At 66.8% G+C, this 24,360-nt stretch carries 23 protein-coding genes; 14 read left to right on the top strand and 9 right to left on the bottom strand.

Going from position 1 to position 24,360, the window contains the following annotated elements; all coding sequences use genetic code 11:
* The first annotated feature begins 62 nt into the window (after positions 1 to 62).
* From ACY34H_RS04255 to bla, 3 genes are all read left to right on the top strand, one after another.
* Complete coding sequence (locus ACY34H_RS04255; RefSeq protein ID WP_464976242.1) at positions 63 to 719, top strand: purine nucleoside phosphorylase YfiH/LACC1 family protein; 657 nt, start codon at positions 63 to 65, stop codon at positions 717 to 719.
* Between the two features lie 269 nt (positions 720 to 988).
* Positions 989 to 1,198 (top strand): hypothetical protein, encoded by a 210-nt coding sequence (locus tag ACY34H_RS04250; RefSeq protein ID WP_464976241.1) that lies wholly within the window; start codon positions 989 to 991, stop codon positions 1,196 to 1,198.
* Positions 1,199 to 1,336: 138 nt separating this feature from the next.
* The gene (gene bla / locus ACY34H_RS04245) at positions 1,337 to 2,188 is read left to right on the top strand and encodes a subclass B3 metallo-beta-lactamase (RefSeq protein WP_464976240.1); all 852 of its coding nucleotides are present in this window, start codon (positions 1,337 to 1,339) and stop codon (positions 2,186 to 2,188) included.
* Between the two features lie 42 nt (positions 2,189 to 2,230).
* On the opposite strand, the gene ACY34H_RS04240 is transcribed toward bla, so the two are convergent.
* On the bottom strand, positions 2,231 to 3,499 hold the full coding sequence (locus tag ACY34H_RS04240; RefSeq protein ID WP_464976239.1) for an MFS family transporter: 1,269 nt from the start codon (positions 3,497 to 3,499) through the stop codon (positions 2,231 to 2,233).
* Between the two features lie 205 nt (positions 3,500 to 3,704).
* Complete coding sequence (locus tag ACY34H_RS04235; protein ID WP_464976238.1) at positions 3,705 to 4,076, bottom strand: hypothetical protein; 372 nt, start codon at positions 4,074 to 4,076, stop codon at positions 3,705 to 3,707.
* Between the two features lie 192 nt (positions 4,077 to 4,268).
* Between ACY34H_RS04235 and ligD the strand changes: the two genes are divergently transcribed.
* Positions 4,269 to 7,028, top strand: a complete 2,760-nt coding sequence (gene ligD, locus ACY34H_RS04230; protein WP_464976237.1) for a DNA ligase D — start codon at positions 4,269 to 4,271, stop codon at positions 7,026 to 7,028.
* On the opposite strand, the gene ACY34H_RS04225 is transcribed toward ligD, so the two are convergent.
* The 3 genes from ACY34H_RS04225 to ACY34H_RS04215 all read right to left on the bottom strand — a co-directional run bounded on the left by ACY34H_RS04225 (position 7,013) and on the right by ACY34H_RS04215 (position 9,996).
* Positions 7,013 to 7,840 carry an isocitrate lyase/PEP mutase family protein gene (locus tag ACY34H_RS04225; RefSeq protein ID WP_464976236.1) on the bottom strand — a complete coding sequence of 276 codons (828 nt, stop codon included), beginning with the start codon at positions 7,838 to 7,840 and terminating at the stop codon, positions 7,013 to 7,015. The genes ligD and ACY34H_RS04225 overlap by 16 nt on opposite strands.
* Before the next feature lie 150 nt (positions 7,841 to 7,990).
* Positions 7,991 to 9,484, bottom strand: a complete 1,494-nt coding sequence (locus tag ACY34H_RS04220) for an HD domain-containing phosphohydrolase (RefSeq protein WP_464976235.1) — start codon at positions 9,482 to 9,484, stop codon at positions 7,991 to 7,993.
* Positions 9,485 to 9,534: 50 nt separating this feature from the next.
* Entirely contained in the window at positions 9,535 to 9,996 is a 462-nt protein-coding gene (locus ACY34H_RS04215) for a carboxymuconolactone decarboxylase family protein (protein ID WP_464976234.1), read from the bottom strand.
* A gap of 415 nt (positions 9,997 to 10,411) precedes the next feature.
* On the opposite strand from ACY34H_RS04215, the gene ACY34H_RS04210 reads away from it, so the two are divergent.
* Positions 10,412 to 11,053 carry a hypothetical protein gene (locus tag ACY34H_RS04210; RefSeq protein ID WP_464976233.1) on the top strand — a complete coding sequence of 214 codons (642 nt, stop codon included), beginning with the start codon at positions 10,412 to 10,414 and terminating at the stop codon, positions 11,051 to 11,053.
* Between the two features lie 98 nt (positions 11,054 to 11,151).
* Here ACY34H_RS04210 and ACY34H_RS04205 read toward each other — a convergent pair whose 3' ends face one another.
* The gene (locus ACY34H_RS04205; protein WP_464976232.1) at positions 11,152 to 11,844 is read right to left on the bottom strand and encodes a glutathione S-transferase family protein; all 693 of its coding nucleotides are present in this window, start codon (positions 11,842 to 11,844) and stop codon (positions 11,152 to 11,154) included.
* A gap of 165 nt (positions 11,845 to 12,009) precedes the next feature.
* Here ACY34H_RS04205 and ACY34H_RS04200 point away from each other — a divergent pair, with 165 nt between their 5' ends.
* Positions 12,010 to 13,035: an AraC family transcriptional regulator gene (locus tag ACY34H_RS04200; protein ID WP_464976231.1), complete on the top strand. Its 1,026-nt coding sequence runs from the start codon at positions 12,010 to 12,012 to the stop codon at positions 13,033 to 13,035.
* A 67-nt stretch (positions 13,036 to 13,102) separates the two neighbouring features.
* On the opposite strand, the gene ku is transcribed toward ACY34H_RS04200, so the two are convergent.
* The 3 genes from ku to ACY34H_RS04185 all read right to left on the bottom strand — a co-directional run bounded on the left by ku (position 13,103) and on the right by ACY34H_RS04185 (position 16,383).
* Positions 13,103 to 14,179, bottom strand: a complete 1,077-nt coding sequence (gene ku, locus ACY34H_RS04195; protein WP_464976230.1) for a non-homologous end joining protein Ku — start codon at positions 14,177 to 14,179, stop codon at positions 13,103 to 13,105.
* A gap of 10 nt (positions 14,180 to 14,189) precedes the next feature.
* Complete coding sequence (locus ACY34H_RS04190) at positions 14,190 to 15,182, bottom strand: SDR family oxidoreductase (RefSeq protein WP_464976229.1); 993 nt, start codon at positions 15,180 to 15,182, stop codon at positions 14,190 to 14,192.
* A gap of 148 nt (positions 15,183 to 15,330) precedes the next feature.
* Positions 15,331 to 16,383 (bottom strand): aldo/keto reductase, encoded by a 1,053-nt coding sequence (locus ACY34H_RS04185; protein WP_464976228.1) that lies wholly within the window; start codon positions 16,381 to 16,383, stop codon positions 15,331 to 15,333.
* Between the two features lie 96 nt (positions 16,384 to 16,479).
* Between ACY34H_RS04185 and ACY34H_RS04180 the strand changes: the two genes are divergently transcribed.
* From ACY34H_RS04180 to ureC, 8 genes are all read left to right on the top strand, one after another.
* Positions 16,480 to 17,055, top strand: a complete 576-nt coding sequence (locus ACY34H_RS04180; RefSeq protein ID WP_464976227.1) for a TetR/AcrR family transcriptional regulator — start codon at positions 16,480 to 16,482, stop codon at positions 17,053 to 17,055.
* An 87-nt stretch (positions 17,056 to 17,142) separates the two neighbouring features.
* The gene (locus tag ACY34H_RS04175; RefSeq protein ID WP_464976226.1) at positions 17,143 to 18,795 is read left to right on the top strand and encodes a SulP family inorganic anion transporter; all 1,653 of its coding nucleotides are present in this window, start codon (positions 17,143 to 17,145) and stop codon (positions 18,793 to 18,795) included.
* On the top strand, positions 18,792 to 20,549 hold the full coding sequence (locus ACY34H_RS04170) for a DUF885 domain-containing protein (RefSeq protein ID WP_464976225.1): 1,758 nt from the start codon (positions 18,792 to 18,794) through the stop codon (positions 20,547 to 20,549). The genes ACY34H_RS04175 and ACY34H_RS04170 overlap by 4 nt, the downstream gene beginning before the upstream one ends.
* Positions 20,550 to 20,741: 192 nt before the next feature.
* The gene (locus ACY34H_RS04165) at positions 20,742 to 20,972 is read left to right on the top strand and encodes a hypothetical protein (protein WP_464976224.1); all 231 of its coding nucleotides are present in this window, start codon (positions 20,742 to 20,744) and stop codon (positions 20,970 to 20,972) included.
* 128 nt (positions 20,973 to 21,100) lie between these two features.
* Entirely contained in the window at positions 21,101 to 21,964 is an 864-nt protein-coding gene (locus ACY34H_RS04160; protein WP_464976223.1) for an urease accessory protein UreD, read from the top strand.
* Positions 21,965 to 21,994: 30 nt separating this feature from the next.
* Positions 21,995 to 22,297: an urease subunit gamma gene (locus ACY34H_RS04155; protein ID WP_137312348.1), complete on the top strand. Its 303-nt coding sequence runs from the start codon at positions 21,995 to 21,997 to the stop codon at positions 22,295 to 22,297.
* A gap of 8 nt (positions 22,298 to 22,305) precedes the next feature.
* A complete protein-coding gene (locus tag ACY34H_RS04150; RefSeq protein WP_464976222.1) occupies positions 22,306 to 22,632 on the top strand; it encodes an urease subunit beta in 327 nt (108 codons plus the stop codon).
* Positions 22,633 to 22,648: 16 nt separating this feature from the next.
* Positions 22,649 to 24,349: an urease subunit alpha gene (gene ureC / locus ACY34H_RS04145; RefSeq protein WP_464976221.1), complete on the top strand. Its 1,701-nt coding sequence runs from the start codon at positions 22,649 to 22,651 to the stop codon at positions 24,347 to 24,349.
* The last annotated feature ends 11 nt before the right edge of the window (positions 24,350 to 24,360 follow it).

Below are 24,360 nucleotides of genomic sequence, written 5' to 3'. Positions count from 1 at the left end.
GACCCCGAACTCCGGAAATATTTGTTCGCTATTATGCGGCGGTCGAAATCCAGGGGAAACGCGTGATCACCAGTGAATTGCTCAGCAGTATTCCAAACGTCATCCACGGCTTCGGCACTGATGCCCAACTGGTGCCGCATGTGCTGCAGCCGGTCTGGGAGCAGCGGCCGGACAAGAAACAGGTACACGGCACCCGCGCCGTGCGCATCGACAGGGAACGCCAGCGCGTTGGGGAGGCGGATGCGTTCCACACCCGGCGGCCTGGTATCCCGGTCTCGGTCATCACGGCCGATTGCGTGCCGCTGCTGCTGGCGCGGCGGGACGGCGGCCACGTGGCGGCCGTGCATGCGGGCTGGCGCGGCCTGGCCGATGGCATCATCCCGCGCGTGCTGGCCGAGGTCGGGGCGGGGGAGGATTGGGTGGCGGCGGTCGGGCCGACGATTTGCGCGCAATGCTATGAAGTCAGCGAAGAGCTGGCGCAGCACTTCGCCCGGCAGTTCCACGACATTCCGGCAGCGGAGCTGCTGCCGCGCCACCGCCACCTGGACCTGCGGGCCGTCGCCGGCAGTCAGTTGCGGCAGGCTGGCGTGACCGGGATCGATCACGTGGGCGGCTGCACCTGCTGCGCGCGCGACGGGGCGGGCTCGCTGCTGTTTCGCAGCTACCGCCGGGGCGACCGCAACTCCCAGCAGCATGCGGGCCTGTATATCGAGGCGTGACAGCGCGAAGGATGACGGCGCGAAGGGTGACAGCGCGCGGATGACAGCGCCATCGCCGCGGCATGTCGATTGCATGTCTGCCCCGGTCCTTCCCCGGACGCTGCGTTGCATGAATGATTCGCCGACCGGCAAGTCCTTGAAAAAGCCGCTGCCTTCGTGAGACCATCGCTGCGCAGGCAGCCCAGGTCGGCGGCTGCCTGGCCGGCTCGCGCCGGCGGCGAACTCCCCGCCGCGCGCGGCATTTCCCAACCCGATACAAGGATGCTTGCATGACTCAGCAGATGAGATTCGCCGTCCCAGGCAAGCAAGCCTGGTGGCTCGTTGCCGGCGCCATGGGTGGTTTCGCCGGACTTGCACTCGACTTCGCCGCGGCGGGCGCACTGTCCGGCGAGGCCGCGAAATGGGGATGCATCGGTGCGCTGTCCGGCGCCGCCGTCGGCGTTGCATCACTTCTTCGCAACGCGTTGCACCGCGGGTAGGCTTACCCGAAGGCGGCAGGTCCGCATAACCGGTGTTACCTGCGATGGGATGAACGCTCCGTTTGACGGGGCAGCCGCCATGGCAATCGCGCTGTCCGGTCCCTAGAATGGCTGCTCCATTCAACCCGACCGGAACACATGAAAAACACACTGATCGCCATCGCCTGTCTCGGCATCGCCGCCTTCGCCCACGGCGCGGACTGGGACGAGCCGCAGGAGCCGTTCGCCCTCTATGGCAATACGTACTATGTTGGACCGAAAGGCGTCGCCGCCGTGCTGGTGACGTCGCCCGCCGGCCATATCCTGATTGATACGGGCACGCCGAAGTCGCCGGCCGCCATCGCCGCCAGCATTCGCAAGCTGGGCTTCAAGGTCGAAGACGTCAAGTACATCCTCACCTCGCACGAGCATTACGATCACGTCGGCGGGGCCGCCGGGTTGCAGGCGATGACGGGTGCCACGGTGATCGGCAGCGTGAAAAGCTCGTTGGTGCTGGCGAGCGGCAAACCGAATCCGGCCGATCCGCAACTCGGCAGCCTGCCGGACATGACGCCCGTGGCGACGACGCGCGCTGTGCGCGACGGCGAAGCGGTCACGCTCGGCCCGCTGTCGATCACGGCGCACTATACGCCGGGCCACACGCCCGGCGGCCTGTCATGGACCTGGCAATCGACCGAGAACGGCCGCACCGCGAACATGGTCTATGCGGACAGCCTGAACGCCTTCGGCCTGCACGGCTTCCGCTATGCCGGCGATGCACGCTGGCCTGAAGCGCGCACGCAGCTGGAAGCGTCGATCGCGAAGGTTGCCGGCTTCCAGTGCGACGTGCTCGTTGCCGCCCACCCCGACCTCGCCGGCCTGTGGGAGCGCAAGGAGCAGGCGGCGCAGCGCGGCAACGCGGCGTTTATCGATACCGATGCCTGCCGCAAGTACGCGGAACGGGGCCGGAAACGGCTGGCCACGCAGCTTCGCGAAGAACAAAGCCGCTGAGACAAACCGAACCTGGCGGCGATTCTCCAGGTGCCAATCCGCTCACGCCTTCAGGTAGCCGTGCCGGCGCGAATCCGGCATGACCCACGAAGCCGCCAGGGCGATCGCGCAAATGATGGCCACGTACCAGAAGAACGCGCTCTCGTGGCCCTGCGACTTGAACAGCAGCGCGACGTATTCGGCGGTGCCGCCGAAGGCCGCGTTGCCGATCGCATAGGACAGGCCAACGGCCAGCGCGCGGATCTCCGGCGGGAACATCTCGGCCTTGACGATTCCGCTGATCGACGTATAGAAGCTCACGCCCACCAGCGCCGTCAGCACCAGGGCAAAGGCATGGACCGGCGCCTGCACCCGGCCGATCGCCGTCATCAGCGGCACGGTGCCGATCATCGTCAGGAGGCCGAAGATGATCATCATCGTGCGGCGGCCGATGCGGTCCGACAGCGCGCCGAACAGCGGCTGCATCAGCATGAAGCAGAACAGCACGGCCGTCATCACCAGCGTCGCCGTCTCGGCGTTCATGTGCGCCGTGTTGACGAGGTATTTCTGCATATACGTCGTGTACGTGTAGAACGCCAGCGAGCCGCCTGCCGTGTAGCCGAGCACCGTCAGCAGCGCGCGCGGGTGTTCCAGCACGCCACGGATGGTACCGGCCTTCTCGCTCTTGCTCGCATCGGTGGCGGTTTCCACCAGCGCGCGGCGCAGGAACAGCGCCACCAGCGCCGCCGCCGCGCCGATGAAGAACGGGATGCGCCAGCCCCAGGCCCGCATTTCGTCCGGCGTCAGGAATTGCAGCAGGGCGACCAGCACTAGCGTCGCGAGCAGCTGGCCGCCGATCAGCGTCACGTACTGGAACGAGGCGTAGAAGCCGCGCTTGCCGGCCACCGCCACCTCGCTCATGTAAGTGGCGCTGGTGCCGTATTCGCCGCCCACCGACAGCCCCTGGATCAGCCGCGCCAGCAGCAGCAGGAAGGGCGCCCAGAAGCCGATGGTGGCATACGTCGGCAGCAGGCCCACCATCAATGAGCCGAAGCACATCAGCAGCACGGACGTCATCATCGACGTGCGCCGGCCGAGCCGGTCGGCGATGCGGCCGAACAGCCAGCCGCCGAGCGGGCGCATGAAGAAGCCCACGGCGAAGATGCCGGCCGTGTTGAGCAGCTGCGAAGTCGCATCGCCTTTCGGAAAGAACGCCGCGGCGAAATACAGCGAGGTAAACGAGTACGCGTAAAAGTCGTACCACTCGACCAGGTTGCCGGACGAGGCGCCGACGATGGCCAGGATGGGGTTGTGTATCTTGTGGTCGCTCATGATGAAGCCTGTTTCGACAAATGGCTTTCATCTTAGCGGCAGCGGCGGTGGGACGCGCGCCCGATTGGCAGGGGTAGCGACCTGGCCGGAAGAGGTGGTGCGCCAGCAAAAAAAAGCCCGTGCGCAAGGCACGGGCAAGGGAGCCGTTGTTGTTCTGTGCTCTATATGGTTGTTGCCGTTTTGTGCTCTGAGAGTAGCGACGGTTTTACTTTGTCTGCGGTGCGTGCGTCAGGTTCGCATGCGAATCTTCCCTGGCCTCGGCCTTTGCCTTCGCGGCCTTTTCACTTGCCTTGGCCTTCTTTACCTTGGCGTCGGCCGTTGCTTCTGCAACGTCCTTCTTCGCTTCGGCTTTTTCCTTGGCGACCTTGGCATCGGCCTTCGCGGTTTCCTTGGCTTCCTTCGCGTCTGCCTTGGCGACGTCCTTCTGTTCTTTCGCAACTTCTTTCGCATGCGCCGCTTCGGCGTGCGCGGCGGCGGCCGGAGACGTGGCAGGCGCGGTCGACTGGGCGAACGCGGCGCCGGCGAACAGGCCTGCGAGCAGGGTGGCGGCTACTTTGGTTCCGATTGCTTTTTTCATGTCGAAGTCCTTGTCTGCTGGGTTGGTGATACTCATCGGTATGACACGCTGCATCGGGTGTCACTGGACAGAAAACGCCACCCGTCCTTACGACGTTGACGGCCTTTACATCTGTTACAACTCGGGTCTTCCGCACCGCTTCTGTTACCTGACGAACCGATCCCCCGGCCTGTGCGGGCCTACAGTATCGCCATGACCGACGCACTCAAACTCTACAAGGCCAAGCGCAATTTCTCGATCACGCCGGAACCCGCCGAGGGCGGCGACGAGGGGCAGGAAGCGCTGACGTTCGTGATCCAGAAGCACTGGGCATCACGGCTGCACTACGACTTTCGCCTCGAACTCGACGGCACGATGAAAAGCTGGGCTGTTCCGAAAGGCCCCAGCTACGACAGCCACGACAAGCGCATGGCCGTGCACGTCGAAGACCACCCGATCTCGTACAACGATTTCGAGGGCGTCATCCCGGAAAAACAGTACGGCGCCGGCAAGGTGATCATCTGGGACAAGGGCACCTGGCATCCGGTCGGCGATCCGCGCAAGGGCTACCGCGACGGCAACCTGAAGTTCGAACTGCGCGGCCACAAGATGCGCGGGCGCTGGGTGCTGATACGCATGAAGCGTTCCGGCGAGAAGCAGGAGCCGTGGCTGCTGATCAAGGAGAACGACGAATACGTCCGGCCGGCCGACGAGTTTTCCGTCATCGACGAGATGCCCGACAGCGTGAAGGCACTCGGCATGCCCACGGACGAGAAGCTGACACCCGAAGCGGAGGAAGCGGAAAGCATCGCCGAGCAGCACCAGGGCAAGCCGGCGCGCAAGGCCGCAGCGAAGGGGAGTGCGGCAAAAGCTGCAGCAAAGAAATCGGCATCGACGAAGACCGCGACAAAGACGGTGGCTGTCCGAAAGGCGCCCGCCAAAGGAAAGGGCTCGGCAAAGGCCACCAGCGACCCGCTCGCGGCGGTGCCACTGCCGGCCACGCTGTCGCCCGAGCTGGCCACGCTGGTCGACAGTCCGCCGGGCGATCCGGAAAACTGGATCTTCGAGCTGAAGTTCGATGGCTACCGCCTGCTGGCCCGCGTCGAGGGCAAGTCGATCGAACTATGGACCCGCAACGGCAACGACTGGACCCACAAACTGGAACCGCTGCGCGCCACACTGGAAAAGATGCAGCTGCGGGACGGCTGGTACGACGGCGAGATTGTCGTGCACGATGCGAATGGCCGCCCGAATTTCGGCCTGCTGCAACAGGCGTTCGACGGCGAGAAGACAAAGAACATCGTGTACTTCATCTTCGATGCGCCGTACCTGGACGGCCACGACCTGCGCGACGTGCCGCTGGCCCAGCGCCGCGAGCTGCTGCGCACGGTGCTGGGCGACGAAGGGACGGGCCAGGTGCGCTTCTCGGCCGAGCTGGCGGCGCCGCCCGAGGAAATCGTGGCGGCGGCATGCCGCATGGGCCTCGAAGGCATCATCGGCAAGCGGCGCGATGCGCCGTACACGTCGCGCCGTTCGGGCGACTGGATCAAGCTGAAGTGCGCGCAGCGCCAGGAATTCGTCATTGGCGGCTACACCGATCCGAAGGGATCGCGGGTGGGCATCGGCTCGCTGCTGCTGGGCTACTACGATGACGAGGGCAAGCTGCACTATGCCGGTAATGTCGGCGCAGGATTCAACGACACGTCGCTGCGCGACATCATCGCCAGGTTGAAGAAGGTCGCCAGCGACACCAACCCGTTCGCGCCCACCAAGGCGATCGAAAAAAAGGCGCACTGGGTCAAGCCCACGCTCGTGGCCGAAGTGACGTTCGGTGAATGGACGGGCAGCGGCTCGATCCGCCATTCCGTGTTTCTCGGCCTGCGTACGGACAAGAAGGCGGCAAGCATTCGCCGCGAGCAGGCCGCCCATGTGGAGGATGTGATGCAGACGCACACAGAAAGCAAGGCGGGCGCCGCCCGCAAGAGCGCCGCGGAACCGAAGGCGGGCGCCAAGGCAGGTGCCAAGGCGGGCGCCAAGGCGGAAGGGGTCGCGGGAGCAGACGCCAAGGCGGTAGTCGACAGCAAGCTGCCTGCGACCCTGAAGGTCACCAACCCGGACCGGCTGATCGATCCGGTCAGCGGCATGACCAAGATCGGCCTGGTGCGCTACTACGCGCTGGTGTCGGCACTGATGCTGGAACACCTGAAGGGACGCCCGCTGGCGCTGGTGCGGGCGCCGGCAGGCATCGGCGGCGAACTGTTCTTCCAGAAGCATTCGGAAACCGGCAAGCTGCCCGGCGTGAAACAGCTGCCGCAGGAGCTGGACCCGGATCACCCGACCATGCTGGAAGTGGCCAGCGTGCAGGGCCTGCTGTCGTGCGCGCAGTGGAACGTGGTCGAGTTCCATTCGCAGAACGCGTTCGCGAAGACCTATGAAAAGCCGAACCGGATGGTGTTCGACCTCGACCCCGGCCAGGGCGTGTCGTGGCAGCAGATCCAGGAGGCGGCACAGCTGATGCGCGCGTTCCTCGAACAACTGGGCCTGCCGGCATTCCTGAAGACCAGCGGCGGCAAGGGCCTGCACGTCGTGGTGCCGTTGAAACCCCAGCATGGCTGGGATGCCGTGAAGGGTTTTTCCAGCTTCATCGTCGAGCACATGGCGCGCACCTTGCCGGACCGTTTCGCCTTCAAGAGCGGGCCGAAGAACCGCGTCGGCAAGATATTCATCGATTACCTGCGCAACGGCCGCGGCGCCACCACGGCCGTGGCCTGGTCGGCCCGCGCGCGCCCCGGCATGGGGATCTCCGTGCCGGTGGACTGGAGCGAACTGGAACACCTGAAAGGCGGCGACCAGTGGACCGTGGCCACCGTCCACACCCGGCTGGATCACGGCAATGAACCGTGGGCCGATTATGCGAAGAGCGCCGTCACGCTGACGAAGGCGATGAAGCAGATGGGCTACAAGCCCGGCTGATCCGGTGCCGGCAGCAGCCCGTTGACGGTACCGTAGGCCTCCGCTTCGTCGACCAGCGCGTGCGAGCGGCCATGCGCCGTGAATTCCCGCGCGAGGCGCGAGGCGTGCGCCCACAGCGCCTGCGGCAGCCACGAGCCGGTGCTCACCCGCCGCACGCCCAGCGCGGCCAGTTCCGCTACCGGCGGCAGGCCGGGCCAGGCGATCACGTTCAACAATAAGTCCGTGCCCGCGGCCAGCGCGGCGATGTCCGCCGGGTCGGTCAGCGCCAGCGGGAACAGCCCGTCCGCACCGGCCGCGCGGTACAGCCGCGCCCGCCGCAGGGTTTCCGCGACCTGTTCGCCAGCCGGTGCGAGCTGCCGTGCGAACACGTCGCAGCGGATGTTGATGTACAGGTTCACCCCGGCGCGCGCGGCGGCGGCGCGGGCCGCGCCGATCTTGCGGCACAGGAGTTCCGGCGGCGCCGAGCCGTCCTGCAGGTTGATGCCGACCGCGCCGGCGTCAAGGAAGCGCGCCACCGCGGCGCCCACGGCTGCCGGGTCTTCCGAGTAGCCGCCCTCGATGTCGACGCTGAGCGGCACGCCGATCACGCGATGGATGCGGCGCACGCAGGCCACGTGTTCATCCAGCGGCAGCACGTCGCCATCGCGGTAGCCCAGCGACCAGGCCACGCCGGCGCTGGTGGTGGCGATCGCCGGCGCGCCTTGGCTGGCGATCAGCCGGGCGCTGCCGGCATCCCATGCGTTGGTCAGGACCAGCGGCAGTGACTGGCGGTGCAGGGCGTGAAACGTGGCGTCCATCGGCTGGGCATCCATCGGGGTCTCCTTGGCAAGAATCTTATTTTATCGGGTAAGGCATTGGAGGCGGCGTGCAGCCGATGGCACCGCCGCGAGAGCGCTGGCGCATTCTTGTAGTGCAGCGATGGAAGAGAGCGCGAGCGGGCCGGTCCGAAGTCGGGTAGCGCTTCACATCAGTCCCAGCGCCAGCGCCTTCAGCACCGCCGCCGGCCGCGATGCGCAGTCCAGCTTGTCGAAGATGCTGTCGGCATGCGTACGCACCGCGCCGGTGCTGATCCGCAGTGCGCGGGCAACGCTGGAGATACCTGCACCGGTGCCGATGCGCCGCAGCACGTCTGCTTCGCGTTCCGACAGGGGGCCTGCTCGCAGCCTGGCTGGCTGCATCGCCGCGGCGGCAATCACCGCGTCGACGGCCTGCCTGTCGAAACGGCCGGCCTGGGCCGCCAGCAAAGCGGTGGCCGCGGCGGGCGAGTACGGCGCGCGCCATGGCCGCGGCGAGCGCAGGGCTGTCCATGCAACGGCGGCGGCAAGCAGCCGCTGCGCGGGCGTCAGCGCGTCCGCCGTCAGTCGGCGGAAATAGCCGCTGCCGTCGAGGCGTTCGTACGCATGGGCGGCCAGCCGTGCTTCGTCGGCCAGTGCCGGAACCCGGTGCGCGAGTTGCGCGGTCCAGTAAGGCAGCCGGCGGACCAGGTCCCACTCGGCCTTGCGCAGGCGGCCTGGCCTGTCCCAGACCCTGTTGGGAATCGCCGCCCGGCCGGTGCCGTGGAGCAGCGCGGCGCGCTCCAGGCAGCGCTGCTCCGCCGGGGGCAGGCCCGATAGCGCCGCGGCATCGCGCGCGATGGCGGCCGCCCGGCGCGCGTGCCCGGCCAGCCAGGGCAGCTTCAGTTCCAGCACGTCCGCCACGAGCGCCAGGGGCGCGTCGCCGTTGGCGGCGGGCGGTGGCGCCGCGTCATCGAGGCCATCGAGCCAGTCGCGCGCGTGCGGCACCATGCTCCGCACCAGATGCGCCGGATACTTGCGGCCGGCCAGGCGCCCGATCACGCGCAATGCCTCGGGGAGGCCGTGGGCGCGCGCCAGCACGTCGAGGTCGCCGGCCAGCGCCACATGGAAGACGGTGGCGGGCACCGCGTCGCCATGCAGCCGTGCCGGCAGGCCGTTGCCGTTGGCGTGTTCGAACAGGTGCCGCAGGCCTTCCTCGACGCCGGCCGGCAGCCCGAGCATGCGGGCGATATCGCCGGCCACCTCGCAGTGCAGGCGTGCCAGCGGCAGCGCGTTGGCGAACGTCAGCCCGTGGCCGGCGGGCAGGGTGCGCGCCAGCATCGCGCCGCGGCGACCCACGTCGTCGCCGAGCAGCGCGGCGAAGCCCGTGGCATTGGCGGTGCTGCCAGACCAGCGCAGCAGCGCCACCAGCCGTGCCGTGGCAAGGCCCTCGGGACTTGCGCCATCGGTCTCGGCCACGTGCGCGGCCAGCAGCGCCACGCGCGGGGAATGACTGGCCGGCTGGCCCATGGCGAGGTCGCCGACCATGGCCAGCGCCGCCACGGTATCGGTCACGTGCGCCGTTGCGCGCACGTCGGCACGCGCGGTCACGGCAATGCCCGCCGGCCGCGCCATCGTTTCGGCCGCCGTGCCGCCCACTGTTCCAGGTTCATGTTGCATCATGGCCGGTACTGTAGCGGCGCCGGCCGGTGCCGGCAAGGACGGTCCGGCGCTTACATGCCCGGCGGCGGGTTGACCGGGATCGGATTGCGCAGCGACAGGTTGATCACGTTCCAGCCGCGGATCACGGCGATCGCGTAGCCCAGTTCGGCGACCTGCGTTTCATTGAAATGCTCGCGCAGCTCGCCGTAGGCGGCATCGGTGTCGTCGCGATGGGGCAGGGCGTTCAGGGCGTCGGCCCAACGCAGCGCGGCCCGTTCGCGGGCATCGAAGAACGGCGACTCGCGCCACGCCGCCACGGTATTCAGGTGGCGCGGATCGGCACCCTGGCGCACCAGGTCGCGCCAGTGCATGTCGATGCAGACGCCGCAGCCGTTGACTTGCGAGACGCGCAGGTTGACCAGTTCGACGATGCGCTCGCCCAGCGAGCTGGCCTTGGCGGCCTGCGATAGTGCGATCATCGCCTGCAGGCTTTGCGGGGCGACGGAAAACAGGGGGATACGTGCCTTGGACATGATGGTTTCCTTGGTGGTGGTGGCGCACCGTGCGCCGCCTTCCCTCCTTAGACGGGGTGGAATGAACCGTTGTGACAGGAGGACCGCGATTTTTGCGAAAACGTCGAGTTGTTAACAAAAACTGTGGATAAGCTTGTTAATCAAAGCTGGGCTCGCTTGTTAAGTGGCTGAATTAGCAGGATATTTTCCCGTAGCCCGGTTTTCTGGCAGGCGGTGGATCGTCGCATAATTGCCACAGTGAAAGTGCAATCGGCCGCGCCTGCTGATAAAATTGCCGACAAGCACTATCACGGTGCAATCCTTCGGCCCCCACCCCTGCCCGAATCGCGCGACCAGCCGGTCGCTGTCGTCTTCTTCTCGTAACTGACCGATGTCTGAACAGAACTCTTCGCGATTCGCGCGGCTGTCTGCCGCCATGTCCTTTTTGCTGATACCGCTGGCCGCGCAGGCCGGGCGGCCGCTCGTCACCGACGACGCCGCCGTGCTGGCGCCCGGCGATTGCCAGGTCGAGGCATCGGCCAGCCGCGGGCCGGGCCAGCGCTGGCTGGCGCCTTCGTGCAACGTGGCGGAGAACTGGGAGGCGGGGATCGGCGCGGGCCATGTGCGCAGCGGTGGGAAATTCCGCCGTGCGATCGTGATCGGGGCGAAAACCGTATTCAGGCCCCTGTCGGACGACGGCATCGGGGTCGGCGCGGCGGTCTCGGAGCAACGCATCGCCGGGCCGGAACGGTCCAGGGACCAGACCGTGAACCTGTTCGCCAGCGTGCCGCTGGCGCCGTGGGCGGTGGCGCATGTGAATGCCGGGGCAGTCCGGCACGGCCTGTCGCACCAGCATGCGGCCACCTGGGCGGCGGCGCTGGAAACCACGCGGGGGCGCGGCGGCCTGACATTCGAGACGTTCGGGGAACGCGGATCGAGCCGCGGCTGGCAGGCGGGCGCCCGCTGGACGCTGGTCGAGAATGTGCTCGATCTCGACGCTGGCTATGGCGCCTCGCGGGATTGCGACGGCCGCCGCCGCTTCGCGACGGTCGGCCTGACCTACGTGTTCCAGCGCTGATCCACTGGCGGGGCAGGGAAACGATGGGGCGATAAAGACGCGCTGCGTCGCGGCATGGTGTGGTTCCCGGCTTCGCTTGCGCCGGCGGCACTCTCGGATCAGCGTCCGGTCAGCGCCAGCAATGCATTGTCTTTCCCGACCGCGCGCTGGTAAGCCGGCCTGCTTGCCAGTCTGCTCGCGTAGCTGACGAAAGCATCGCGCGGCGGCAGGGTCTTCAGCGCCAGTCCCCAGCCGATATGCGAGCCGACATAGACATCGGCGGCGCTGAAGCGGTCACCGGCAATGTAAGGATGTGCCTGCACAGCCATGTCGAGCTGGTCCACGGTGCGCTGGTAGCTGCCGTAGCCCAGGAAGAATTCCTGCTCAGGCAATGGCTCGAACCCCGCGCGCAGATTGGTCACCGCCTGTTCGACCGGCCCGGCAACGAAGAACAGCCAGCGGTAGTAGGCGGCGCGTTCATCCGCGGTGGGCGCGAGCCCTGCCGCCGGGAAGGCCTCCGCAAGATAGGCGCAGATCGCCGCGCTTTCCGTGACCACTTGCCCGTCGTGCACGATGGCGGGCACCTTCCCGATCGGGTTCACGTCCCTGAAAAAACGTGTTTTATCGTCGCTGCCTTCGCTGGCTTGGCTGCCTTCGGGCCTTTGCAGCGCCGCGCCGCCCCACCGGTCGAACTGGCTTGACGACTCATATTCCAGCACGATTGTTTCGTACGAACAGCCCACTTCTTCCAGCATCCAGCGTACCATGCGCCCGCGCGAATTCGGATTCGTATAAAAAGTTAACATCAGCATTGCACCTTATCGGTCGGAAAACTGGATGATAGAGAACGGACCTGTGATTGACGTCGGCAACTTCCGCCAATTTATTCGCCAAGCGCGCCATTCGGCGCCGCTGCGACCTGCAGCATCCTGCAGCGGTAAGCTTCCGTTTCCTTGCTCTCATGGCGGGGTGAAAACGTGAAGCCGCACACCGCGTCGACCGGCCGATGCAAGCTGCCACAGGCTTTCTGGCGATCGCTGGAAGCGCTGGGGCTGCATCCAGCGGAGGTGCTGCGCCACGCGAATCTGCCTGCCACGCTCGATCGGAACGGGTCTGCGTTCATCAGTACGTCCCAGTTCTTCGCAGTCTGGAAAGCGATCGAGTCCATTTCAGGCGACCCGGCTTTCAGCATCAGGATGGTCAGTGAAACCAGCACTGCGCGACACAAGATGGCGTTTCTCGCCGCGTCCTACGCAAACGACTTTCGCGATGGCGTGGCCAGGGTCGCACGGTTCAAGCGTCTGTGCAGTCCGGACCGGATCTGCCTGGAAGAGCAGGGGGATACTGTCGCGGTGACGATCGAATGGCCCATCGGAACGGAACCGGAGCCGCCATTATCGGTGGACGCCAATTTTGCGCTGCTGATCGAGCTGGGTCGACGCGGCACGGGGCGGCACATCGCACCTGCAAGGCTGGAGCTGAGGCGGCCCGCGCCGGGCGCGAACAGGCACGGCGATTATTTCGGCTGCGCCGTGCGATATGGCGCGAAGCATGACAGGATGGTGTTGAACGCGGCGGATTTCGATCTGCCTTTCAGCAATGCGAATCCGGAGATGCTGGAGCTGGTCACACCGGCACTCGCGGCGGCCATGCAGCAGATCGAAGACCAGGCGAGCCTTTCGGAACAGGTACGGTCCAGCCTTAAACGCGCAATGAGCATGGGCGCACCCGATATTGCGTTCGTCGCTCGCGACCTGGGCTTGAGCCAGCGGACCCTGCAACGCCGGATCACGGCGGAAGGGAAGACGTTTCGTGGCCTGCTTGCCGATGCACGGCACGAAATGAGTCTTCAATACCTGGCCGATCCCGGGATCGACATAAAAGAGATCGCGTATTTGCTGGGGTATGACGATACCAAGTCTTTTTATCGGGCATTCCGCCAACGGCAGCGGGTAACTCCCAGCCAGTGGCGGCGGGTCAGAGCGGGCCAGGTTGCCGAGTAGGTCGCAGGCCGGATGACGCCGCGCCGGCCGGCGCCTTCGTAGCCCTGGCGATCGGCCTGGCAGGGCATTACGCTGCCTTCTTGCGGATCGCGGCGGTGGATTTCGCAGCGGACTTTTTCGGTGCCGCCGGTTTCGAAGCGGCCGCCTTGGCAGCCCCCGTCTTCGGCGCTGCCTGCTTTGCCGCCGTTGTCTTCGCCGCGCGTGCCGTGCCGGATGCGCCGGCAGCCTTGCGTGGCGCTGCCTTCTTCGCCGGCTTTTTGTCGTCCTGCTCAGGCGCTGCATCCTCGTCGCCGGAGTCGTCGTCCGCGTCGTCCACTTCTTCGGCCGCTGCCTTCTTTCCCTTGCCCGGCCGGTTGCCGAGCGACTGCTGCAGCAGCGCCACCAGGTCGATGACGTTGCTGGACGGTTTCGCCTCGGTCTCCTTCGACGGCATCGTGATCGACTTGGTCTGCCCGGCCTTGACCTTCTTCTCGACCAGCGCCAGCACGTCTTCCTTGTAGGTGTCGTGGTACAGGCTCGGGTCCCATTCCTCGCTCATGCCTTCGACGAGCGACAGCGCCATCTTGAGTTCCTTGTCCGAGATGCCGGGGCCTTTCAGGCCCTTGGCGGGCAGGTCGAGGCCTTCGGTGTCGCGGATCTCGTCGGCGTAGCGCAGCGTGTTCATGATGATGCCGTCCTCGCTGGCGACCAGCGCGCACAGGTGCTGCTTGGTGCGGATCACCACCGTGGCGATGCCGATGCGGCCGGCGCGGCGCAGGGTCTCGCGCAGCAGCGCATACACCTTGGCGCCGCCGCGGCCCGGCGCAAGGTAGTACGGCGTTTCGTAGTAGGTCAGCGGCACGTCCTCGGCATTGACGAAGGCGATGATGTCGATCGTCTGCGTCGCTTTCACGTTGGCGCGCTTCAGGTCCTCGTCGGAAAGCACCACGTACTCGCCGGACGTGTATTCGTAGCCCTTGATGATGTTGTCCCAGGCGACTTCCTTGCCGTTGCCCTTGTTGTAGCGCTTGAAGCCGATCGGCGAGAAGTCGCGCTTGTCGAGCATGGTCAGGTCCAGCTCGTTCTGCTTCACGGCCGAGTACAGGTCGACCGGGATGTGGACCAGGCCGAAACTGATGGCGCCTTTCCAGAGCGAGCGGGCCATGGTGGCGCTCCTAGCCGACGCTGCCGGTGACCGGCAGGACGATGCCACTGATGTAGCTGGCGGTGGCCGGCGAGGCCAGGAACACGTAGGCCGGCGACAGCTCTTCCGGCTGGGCGGGGCGCTTCATGTCGGTGCTGGCGCCGAACTCCTTGATCTTGTCCGGCGTCTGGTCGGCAGGATTCAGCGGCGTCCACACCGGGCCTGGCGCGACCGCGTTGACGCGGATGCCTTTCTCGATCAGGTTCGACGCCAGCGACATCGTGAACGCGTGGATCGCGCCCTTCGTCGACGAGTAGTCGAGCAGCTTGGACGAGCCGCGCAGGCCGACCACGGAACCGGTGTTGATGATCGATGCGCCTTTCTTCAGGTGCGGCAGGGCCGCCTTGGCCATGTGGAAGTAACCGTAGATGTTGGTCTTCATCGTCAGGTCGAAACGCTCCTCGGTGATGTCTTCCAGCGAGTCGGCGTGTTCCTGGAAGGCGGCGTTGTTGACCAGGATATCGAGCTTGCCGAACGCTTTCACCGTCTCTTCCACGGCGCTGCGGCAGAACGCGGCGTCGCGCACGTCGCCCGGGATCAGCAGGGCGCGCTTGCCTTCGGCCTCGATGTGGCGCTGCGTTTCCTCGGCATCCTGCTGCTCGTCGGGCAGGTAGACCAGCGCCACGTCGGCGCCTTCGCGCGCATACAGCACGGCCACCGCACGGCCGATGCCCGAATCACCGCCGGTCACGATCGCGCTCATGCCTTCCAGCTTGCCGCTGCCCTTGTAGCCGGGCGCCAGGAACTGCGGCTTCAGTTCCATCTCGGCTTCGATGCCGGGCTTGTCCAGGTGCTGTTCGGGCAGCGGGGTGGTCGGGAACTCATGGGTTCCCGCCTGCACGCCTTGCTCCTCCTTCTGCTCGCTGCCGCCTTGCGGCTTCGCCTCGTCCTTGCGATCCTGCTGCTGCTGGATCCCGCGCTGCAGGTTGCCGACGTCCTGTGCCTTGTTTTCCGAATTGCTCATGTGACTGTTCTCCCAAAGTTCGAGCGAACAGTATTGGCGCCTGCGCTGCGGTCCTCAGTGCGGTTGCGCACAGATGCGGGCACCCGCGCGCATGGCGCGCCGCCGCGAATCGGTTTGAAACGTTCCCGCTGCGGCGCATTCACCGGCTTCAGGCGACGGGTACCTTGCGCGGCAGCAGCAGTTCCGGCTTGCCGCCGGCGATGGCGCCGGCCGTTTGCGCGATCGTGTCGTAGGGAGCGCCCAGCTGGATGGCGCTGGCGGCGTCGAGGCGGGCCAGCTGGTCCGGCGCCAGCTTCACGTCCAGCGCGCCCAGCGTGCCGTCGAGCTGCGCCAGCGTGCGCGGGCCGAGGATCGGCACCAGCGCCGTCGACGACGCCGCGTCGCGGTGCAGCAGCCAGGCGATCGCCACCTGCGCGGGCGGTGCATCCACTTCGGCGGCGACGGCCAGCACGGCGTCCAGCGTGGCGGTGGCGCGATCCGAGTCCTCTAGGTGCACCAGCCGGCCGCCGAAGCCTTGTAGCCTGCCTGCTTCGTTGTTGCGGTACTTGCCCGTCAGCAGGCCGCCGCCGAGCGGCGACCACAGCGCGCCGCCCAGGCCGAGGCCTTCGATCATCGGCAGCAGTTCGCGGTCCGCGCCCCGTTCGGCGAGGCTGTATTCCATCTGCACGCCGACCAGCGGCGCCCAGCCGCGCAGCTCGGCGATCGCATCCGCGCGGGCAATGCGCCAGGCGGGGAAGTTCGACAGTCCCGCGTACAGGATCTTGCCGGCGCGGACCAGGTCGTCGAAGGCGCGCAGCAGTTCCTCGATCGGCGTGTGGTCGTCGGCGAAGTGCGCCCAGTACAGGTCGATGCGGTCGGTCTTCAGCCGTTTCAGGCTGGCCTCGACCGATTGCACCATGGCCTTGCGGCTGTTGCCGGTGCCGCTGATGCCGCCCGGTCCCGACAGCGTGAACTTGGTGGCCAGCACGAAGTGGTCGCGGTCGGCGGCGATGAAGTCGCCCGTCAGCTGTTCCGACTGGCCGCCCTGGTAGCCGTCCGCCGTGTCGATGAAATTGCCGCCCGCCTCCACATAGCGGTCGAACACGGCCCTGGCTTCGGCGTGCTCGCTGCCATAGCCCCAGCCGGTACCGAAGTTGCCCGTGCCCAGCGCCAGTGCGGAAACGCGCAAGCCGCTGCGGCGGCCAAAGCTCTTGTATTGCATGGTGATTCTCCCGGTTGGTTAAATGACGATCGTCATGTATGCTTCATATATTACGACTATAATGTATAATGTCAAGGAGATTTCACGGAGGCGAGCATGAAAGTAACGAGGGAGCAGGCGGCGCAGAACCGGGAGCGCATCGTCGAGACGGCAGCCCGGGTGTTCCGCGAAAAAGGGTTCGACGGTATCGGCGTGGCCGACCTGATGAAGACGGCGGGCCTGACGCACGGCGGCTTCTATGGCCACTTCGCGTCGAAGGAGGCGCTGCTCGGCGAGGCCGCGGGCCGGGCGCTCGACGGAGCCGGCGACGAATGGCGGACGCGGATGGCGGCGCACCCGGACGATCCGCTGGGTGCGGTGGTGCGCGCCTACCTGTCGCCCGCGCACCGGGACAACCCCGGCATCGGCTGCGCGATGTCGGCGCTGGGCGCAGATATCGCGCGCGCCGGGCCGGCCGTGCGCGATGCGGTGACGGAGCGTGCGCGTGCCCAGTTCGCGCTGCTGGCGCAGGCGGCGCCCGGCGATAGCGGGGAGGCGCGGCGCGCCAACGCGATCGCGACGTATGCCGCGATGATCGGCGCGATGGTGCTGGCGCGGACGGTGTCGGACCCCGCGCTGTCGGAGGAAATCCTGGCGGCGGTCGCGCAGTCGCTGGACGGGAGCGGGCGATAGCGACGATGCGAGCGCACCGGCAGTGGTGGATGAAAGCTCTGCCATGGTAGGCTTGCGCCTTCACACGTCATAACAGGTTTCATCGGCATGCTGGACTGGCTCAGACATTACCGCCGCGCGGCACTGCCCGGGGATATCGGCGCGGGCATCGTCGTGGCCATGATGCTGGTGCCGCAGGGGATGGCGTATGCGCTGGTGGCCGGCCTGCCGCCGGTGGCCGGGCTGTATGCGAGCATCTTGCCGCCGCTGGTCTATGCGCTGTTCGGCAGCAGCATGACGCAATCGGTCGGCCCGATGGCCATCGTGTCGCTGATGACGGGCGCGGCGATCGCGCCGCTGGCGGGCGGCGTCCCCGGCCTGCACGGCGTGCTGGCGGCGCAACTGGCCCTGGTGGCGGGCGCGGTGCTGCTGCTGTGCGGGCTGCTGCGGCTGGGCTTTCTCGCCAACTTTTTCTCGCGGCCGGTGATGAGCGGCTTCACCGTCGGCTCGTCGCTGGTGATCGCCTGGGGCCAGGTAAAGCCGCTGCTGGGCGGACCGATGCAGCACCCGCACCTGCCAAGCGCGATCCTCGGCCTGGCATCGCTGGCGCTGCTGATGCTCGCGCGCAGCCACCTGGCCAGGCTGCTCAAGCGCCTCGGCATGGCGGCCAGCGCGGCGGACGTGCTGTCGAAACTGGCGCCGATGGTGGTGGTGCTGGCCGCCACCGCGGCCGTTGCAGCCTATGGTGCCGATGGCGCCCATGGCATCCGCCTTACCGGGCCGGTGCCGGCGGGCCTGCCGCAACTGAACCTGGCCACGTCGCCGTCGCACTGGCGCGAGCTGCTGCAGCCGGGCCTGCTGATCGGCTTCGTGGTCTTCCTGATGAGCATGAGCGCGGCGCAGACGCTGGCCCTGAAACGGGGCGAGAAGCTGGTGTCGAACCGCGAGCTGGTGGGACTCGGCGCGGCCAATGTCGCCAGCATGGTGTCCGGCGCGTTTCCCGTCACGGGCAGCCTGTCGCGCTCGGCCGTCAATTTCGCCGCCGGCGCGAATACGCCGCTGGCCAGCGTCATCTCCGCCGTTCTGCTGGCCGTGGCGCTGCTGCTGCCCACCGGCTGGCTGGCGCTGCTGCCGCTGCCGACGCTGGCGGCCACCATCATCGTGGCCGTGCTCGGCCTGCTGGAACTCGACACCCTGCGGACGGCCTGGCGCTACGACCGCGGCGATGCGCTGGCCTGGCTGGTCACCTGCGTCGGCGTGCTGGCGCTGGGCGTGGAGGCGGGCGTCATCGTCGGCGTGGTGCTGTCGATGGGGACGCTGATCTGGCGCGCCAGCCGGCCGCACATCGCCGTGCTGGGGCGCATCCCTGGCACCGAGCACTTCCGCAATGTCGACCGCTACGCCGCCACGCGATCGGAAGCCGTGCTGATCCTGCGCATCGATGCCAACCTGTTCTTCGGCAATGTCGAGGCGGTCAACGAGCGCATCGAGGACGAGCTGCGTGCCCACCCGGCCACCCGCCATCTCGTGCTGACGATGCTGGCCGTCAGCTCGATCGATACCACGGCGCTGTTCGCGCTGTCCGAACTCAATGCCGGCCTGCGCGCGCGCGGCATCGGCCTGCACCTGGCCGAAGTGAAGGGCCCGGTGATGGACCGGCTGCGCGACAGCACGCTGCTCGACACGCTGAACGGCAAGCTGTTCCTCAGCACGGCCATGGCCAGCGACTACCTGAATTCAACCGACAAGGAACACCGATGAAGAAGACCGGCGCGGCGCTTGCCGCCTGCCTGCTCGCCACCCTGCTGGCGGCCGCCCCGGCGCATGCGGCACCCGCCGCCCCGGGCGACGGCGATGCCCGGCTGCGCGCCATTTATACGGGCGAATGGGAGTGGCGCCTGCAGCAGCGGCTGGAGAACGAGGAAGACGACACCAATGGCATCCGCGCCGACCTGCCGAAGGTGGACGCGGCCACGCAGCAGGCGCGCCGGGCCCATTGGGAGGGCGTGCTGGCGCAGCTCGACGGCGTGGCGGAAGAGAGCCTGTCGGCGGACGAACGCATCAATTTCGCCGTCTACCGCGCGCAGGTCGCGGCGCTGGTGGCGAACGCGCGCTTCCGCGAATACGAAAAGCCGCTGAACGCGGATTCCTCGTTCTGGTTCAACATGACGTACGAGGCCAGGAAGCCGTTCCGTACGAAGCAGGATTACGTCAACTACGTGGCCCAGCTGAACGACGTGCCGCGCTATTTCCGCGAGCAGGTCGCCAACATGCGCGCCGGCCTGGCGCGCGGCTTCACGCCGCCGAAGGTGACGCTGGCCGGGCGCGAGGCCACGATCGCCGGCGTCGCCGGTGCGCAGCCGGCCGACACGCCGTTCTACCTGCCGTTCAAGGAGATGGCCGTGACGATACCGGCGGCCGAACAGGCCAGCCTGCGCGCCGCGGCCCTGAAGGCCATCGGGGACCGCGTGATCCCCGCCCACGCGGAACTGCTGAAGTTCATGCGCGACGAGTACCTGCCGCGCGCCACCGAGACCCTGGCGGCCGAACGCCTGCCCGACGGCAAGGCGTACTATCAGTCGAAGATCGTCGAGTACACCACCACGCAGCTGAGCGCCGACGAGATCCACCGCATCGGCCTGGCCGAAATGGCGAAGATCCGCGCCGAGATGGCGGACGTGATGAAGCAGGTGAACTTCACCGGCGGCCTGCCGGCCTTCCTGCAGTTCCTGCGCACCGACCAGCGCTTCTATGCGAAGACGCCGGAAGAGCTGCTGATGCGCGCCGCCTGGGTCGCCAAGAAATTCGACGGCAAGGCCGAGCGCTACTTCGGCCGCCTGCCGCGCAGCCGCTTCGCCATCATTCCCGTGCCGCCGGACCAGGCGCCGTACTACACGTCCGGCCGCGGCGGTCCCGGCGTCTACCTCGTCAATACCTACGACCTGCCGTCGCGCGCGCTGTACAGCCTGCCCGCGCTGACCCTGCACGAATCGGCGCCCGGCCATGCGTTCCAGATGCCGGTGGCGATGGAGCAGGCGGGCCGTCCGCCGTTCCGCAACGCGTATATCTCGGCCTACGGCGAGGGCTGGGCGCTGTACTCGGAACGGCTCGGCACGGAAATGGGCATCTACGAAACGCCCTATGAAGTGTTCGGCATGCTGAGCTACCAGGCCTGGCGCGCTTCGCGGCTGGTCGTCGATACGGGCATCCACGCGAAAGGCTGGACCCGCGAGCAGGCGCTGCGCTACCTGATGGACAACACCGCGCTGTCCCGGCACGAGGTGGCCACGGAGGTGGACCGCTATATCTCGTGGCCGGGGCAGGCGCTGTCGTATTACCTGGGCCAGATGGCGATCATCGAGGCACGGCGCAAGGCCGAGGCGGCGCTGGGCGAGAAGTTCGACATCCGCGCCTTCCACGACACGGTGCTGGAACTGGGTTCGGTGCCGCTGCCCGTGCTGAAGGCCAGGATCGACCGGTTCATCGGGGAGGGTGGAAAAGGCCCGTACGGGTGATGCGGCTGGCGCCGCCGAGCGGTATCGTCTGCGCATGACCGGCGCGCAGCGCAATCGGCAGGTGGCGCCTGCACCATATCGTTGCGTTATTGCTTCGTTAATGAATCTTCGTGCGTCATCTTGCCGAATTGTCGTCATAATGGTGCAACCATTCTCAACAGCATTCTTTCTCAACTTCACTGGAATTCCGCCATGCCGCTTTACCAGATCTGGTACAACGACGCCGACCAACCGCTGGTCGTCAATACGCCTTACCGCCTGCGCGATATCGAAATCGCCGGCGAGATCATCCGCAACGAGCAGCGCCAGAACCGCCAGAGCGCCGATCCCGCCGGCCTGACGGTACGCGAATTGCTGCGCGTAAATGGCCTGCGCAATGTGCGCTACACGCTGGACGAAAGCGAACCCGTCGACCTGCGGTGAGAATTGTCACCTGATTTGCACCACGGCAGTGCGTCTGCTCTGCCGTGGTGCATCGCGGGGCCGCCTGGCCCCGAAAATTCTGGCACGCAACTTGCTGTAAGTGCAGGGTCATCGTTGAAAACCGCCTCATGCCCGACTGTACGGAACGCTTGCCTTTCCCGCCGCATCACGCCCCTCCGCACCCGGCGGCGTGGCAGGCCCGGCTCACGCTTGGCTTTACCCGAGATAGCGATACCACCCGGCTGACCCGCCGCGAGCACAGCGGCCCGCTGCGCGTGCAGAAACCGTTGTACCCGGAAGATCCGTCGATCTGCCACGCCATCGTGGTGCACCCGCCCGGCGGCGTGGTCGGCGGCGACCAGCTTGCGGTCACCGCGCACCTGAATCAGGGCAGCAATGCACTGCTGACGTCGCCCGGCGCCGCCAAGTGGTACCGCGCCAATGGCCGCGTATCGCGCCAGCGCGTCGACCTGTCGGTGGAGGCCGGCGGTGCGCTGGAGTGGCTGCCGCAGGAAACCATCTTCTTCAACGATGCCCACGTCGAGCTCGACCACCATGTCACGCTGGCGGCCGACGCCAGTTATCTCGGCTGCGAGATCCTGTGCCTGGGCCGCCGCGCCTCGGGCGAAGCGTTTGCAAAGGGCCGCGTCGACCAGCGCACCTCGGTGCGCCGCGGCGGCCGGCTGCTGTGGTGGGAGCAGGGCGCGCTGACGCCCGAAGCGATTGCCAGCCCGCTCGGGCTGAATGGCCACACGGTGTCGGCAATGCTGCTTGCCGTCGGCAAACCGGTGGCGGCGGAGACGGTGGCGGCATTGCGCGCACTGGCCGACGACCCGTGCTATGGCGTAACGCAGATGAAACACGTGCTGTGCGTGCGCTGGCTCGGCCACGACAGCGAGGCCGCGCGCGAAATGATGCTGGCGGCCTGGCGCATCGTGCGCCCCGCGCTGCTGGGCCGCGCCGCCATCGACCTGCGCAGCTGGCGCACCTGACCGGCGCACTGCGCACTGACAAGGATACCCATGGACCTGACACCCCGCGAAAAAGACAAGCTGCTCATTTTTACCGCCGGCCTGCTGGCCGAACGCCGCCTGGCACGCGGCCTGAAACTCAATTACCCCGAAGCGGTGGCGCTGATCTCGGCAGCCATCATGGAAGGCGCGCGCGACGGCAAAACCGTGGCGCAGCTGATGTCCGAGGGCACACAAATACTGACCCGCGACCAGGTGATGGACGGCATCCCCGAGATGATTCCCGACATCCAGGTCGAAGCGACTTTCCCGGACGGCAGCAAGCTGGTGACCGTCCACAACCCGATACCGTGAGGTGAAACATGATCCCGGGCGAATACCGATTAGAGGACGGCGACCTGCCGATCAACGACGGCCGTGAAACCGTGACGATCGTCGTGTCCAACGTGGGCGACCGCCCGATCCAGGTCGGCTCCCACTTCCATTTCTTCGAGGCGAACAACGCGCTGTCGTTCGAGCGCTGGAAGGCCTACGGCAAGCGGCTCAACATCGCCGCCGGCACCGCCGTGCGCTTCGAGCCGGGCCAGCAGCGCACCGTCGAACTGGTGGCGGTGGAAGGCAACCGAGAGATCTACGGCTTTGCCGGCCAGGTCATGGGCAAGCTGAAAAATGAACCAGACCCGACATAAATAACAAGGAGATCAGATGGCAATCATTTCCCGCCGCGCGTACGCGGAGATGTACGGGCCCACCACGGGCGACCGCATCCGCCTCGCCGATACGGAGCTGTTCATCGAGATCGAGAAGGACTACGCCATCTACGGCGAAGAAGTGAAGTTTGGCGGCGGCAAGGTGATCCGCGACGGCATGGGCCAGTCGCAGCGCGTGCATGCCGACGTGATGGATACCGTGATCACGAACGCCGTGATCGTCGACCACTGGGGCATCGTGAAAGCCGACATCGGCCTGAAGAACGGCCGCATCGCCGGCATCGGCAAGGCCGGCAACCCGGATATCCAGCCTGGCGTGACGATGGCCATCGGCGGCGCCACCGAGATCATCGCCGGCGAAGGCATGATCGTCACGGCCGGCGGCATCGACAGCCACATCCACTTCATCTGCCCGCAGCAGATCGAGGAGGCATTGATGAGCGGCGTGACGACGATGCTGGGCGGCGGCACCGGCCCGGCCGTGGGCACGGCGGCCACCACCTGCACGCCGGGGCCGTGGCACATCCATTCGATGCTGCAGGCGGCCGATGCGTTCCCGATGAACCTGGGCTTTCTCGGCAAGGGCAATGTTTCGCTGCCGCGGCCGCTGGAAGAGCAGGTCGAAGCGGGCGCCATCGGCATGAAGCTGCACGAGGACTGGGGCAGCACCCCGGCGGCGATCGACAACTGCCTGTCGGTGGCCGAGCGGATGGACGTGCAGGTGGCGCTGCACAGCGACACGCTGAACGAAGGCGGCTTCCTGGAGGAGACGCTGGCCGCGTTCAAGGACCGCACCATCCACACCTTCCACACCGAAGGGGCGGGCGGCGGCCATGCGCCGGACATCATCGCCGCCGTCGGCGAATCGAACGTGCTGCCGTCATCGACCAATCCGACCCGGCCGTTCACCGTCAACACGCTCGATGAACACCTCGACATGCTGATGGTGTGCCACCACCTCGATCCGGCCATCGCGGAAGACGTGGCCTTCGCCGAATCGCGCATCCGGCGCGAGACCATCGCCGCCGAGGATATCCTGCACGACATCGGCGCGATCTCGATGATGTCGTCCGACTCGCAGGCGATGGGCCGGGTCGGCGAAGTGGTGCTGCGCACCTGGCAGACGGCGCACAAGATGAAGGTGCAGCGCGGCTCGCTGCCGGAGGATTCGTCCCGCAACGACAACTTCAGGGTGAAGCGCTACATCGCCAAGTACACCATCAACCCGGCCATCACGCATGGCGTGTCGCACGTGGTGGGCTCGCTGGAAGTGGGCAAGATCGCCGACATCGTGCTGTGGAAGCCGGCGTTCTTCGGCGTGAAACCATCGATGATCCTGAAGGGCGGCATGATCGCGGCGGCGCAGATGGGCGACCCGAACGCGTCGATTCCCACGCCGCAGCCGGTGCACTACCGGATGATGTTCGGCGCCTTCGGCGGCGGCCTGAAAAAATCGTTCACCTTTGTTTCGCAGGCCGCGTTCGACGCCGGCATCGGCGAGCGGCTGCAACTGAGCAAGACGCTGATCCCGGTGAAGAATACCCGCAACATCCGCAAGCGCGACATGATCCACAACGGCGCCACGCCGGTCATGGAAGTCGATCCCGAAACCTATGAAGTGCGCGCCGACGGGCGACTGCTGGTTTGCGAACCGGCGGACATCCTGCCCATGGCGCAGCGCTATTTCCTTTTCTGACCTGTGCATCG

This window comes from Pseudoduganella sp. jia 9, from assembly GCF_055502615.1.
The sequence above is the reverse complement of the archived record's forward strand: the minus strand, read 5'-3'. Positions and strand labels throughout refer to the sequence as shown.

Bases quoted from the DNA above. Each gene is read 5' to 3' on its own strand.
- ACY34H_RS04250 (WP_464976241.1), top strand. From the start codon at position 989: ATGACTCAGCAGATGAGATTCGCCGTCCCAGGCAAGCAAGCCTGGTGG.
- bla (WP_464976240.1), top strand. From the start codon at position 1,337: ATGAAAAACACACTGATCGCCATCGCCTGTCTCGGCATCGCCGCCTTC.
- ACY34H_RS04240 (WP_464976239.1), bottom strand. From the start codon at position 3,499: ATGAGCGACCACAAGATACACAACCCCATCCTGGCCATCGTCGGCGCC.
- ACY34H_RS04235 (WP_464976238.1), bottom strand. From the start codon at position 4,076: ATGAAAAAAGCAATCGGAACCAAAGTAGCCGCCACCCTGCTCGCAGGC.
- ligD (WP_464976237.1), top strand. From the start codon at position 4,269: ATGACCGACGCACTCAAACTCTACAAGGCCAAGCGCAATTTCTCGATC.
- ACY34H_RS04225 (WP_464976236.1), bottom strand. From the start codon at position 7,840: ATGGATGCCCAGCCGATGGACGCCACGTTTCACGCCCTGCACCGCCAG.
- ACY34H_RS04220 (WP_464976235.1), bottom strand. From the start codon at position 9,484: ATGATGCAACATGAACCTGGAACAGTGGGCGGCACGGCGGCCGAAACG.
- ACY34H_RS04215 (WP_464976234.1), bottom strand. From the start codon at position 9,996: ATGTCCAAGGCACGTATCCCCCTGTTTTCCGTCGCCCCGCAAAGCCTG.
- ACY34H_RS04210 (WP_464976233.1), top strand. From the start codon at position 10,412: ATGTCCTTTTTGCTGATACCGCTGGCCGCGCAGGCCGGGCGGCCGCTC.
- ACY34H_RS04205 (WP_464976232.1), bottom strand. From the start codon at position 11,844: ATGCTGATGTTAACTTTTTATACGAATCCGAATTCGCGCGGGCGCATG.
- ku (WP_464976230.1), bottom strand. From the start codon at position 14,179: ATGGCCCGCTCGCTCTGGAAAGGCGCCATCAGTTTCGGCCTGGTCCAC.
- ACY34H_RS04190 (WP_464976229.1), bottom strand. From the start codon at position 15,182: ATGAGCAATTCGGAAAACAAGGCACAGGACGTCGGCAACCTGCAGCGC.
- ACY34H_RS04185 (WP_464976228.1), bottom strand. From the start codon at position 16,383: ATGCAATACAAGAGCTTTGGCCGCCGCAGCGGCTTGCGCGTTTCCGCA.
- ACY34H_RS04180 (WP_464976227.1), top strand. From the start codon at position 16,480: ATGAAAGTAACGAGGGAGCAGGCGGCGCAGAACCGGGAGCGCATCGTC.
- ACY34H_RS04175 (WP_464976226.1), top strand. From the start codon at position 17,143: ATGCTGGACTGGCTCAGACATTACCGCCGCGCGGCACTGCCCGGGGAT.
- ACY34H_RS04170 (WP_464976225.1), top strand. From the start codon at position 18,792: ATGAAGAAGACCGGCGCGGCGCTTGCCGCCTGCCTGCTCGCCACCCTG.
- ACY34H_RS04165 (WP_464976224.1), top strand. From the start codon at position 20,742: ATGCCGCTTTACCAGATCTGGTACAACGACGCCGACCAACCGCTGGTC.
- ACY34H_RS04160 (WP_464976223.1), top strand. From the start codon at position 21,101: ATGCCCGACTGTACGGAACGCTTGCCTTTCCCGCCGCATCACGCCCCT.
- ACY34H_RS04155 (WP_137312348.1), top strand. From the start codon at position 21,995: ATGGACCTGACACCCCGCGAAAAAGACAAGCTGCTCATTTTTACCGCC.
- ACY34H_RS04150 (WP_464976222.1), top strand. From the start codon at position 22,306: ATGATCCCGGGCGAATACCGATTAGAGGACGGCGACCTGCCGATCAAC.
- ureC (WP_464976221.1), top strand. From the start codon at position 22,649: ATGGCAATCATTTCCCGCCGCGCGTACGCGGAGATGTACGGGCCCACC.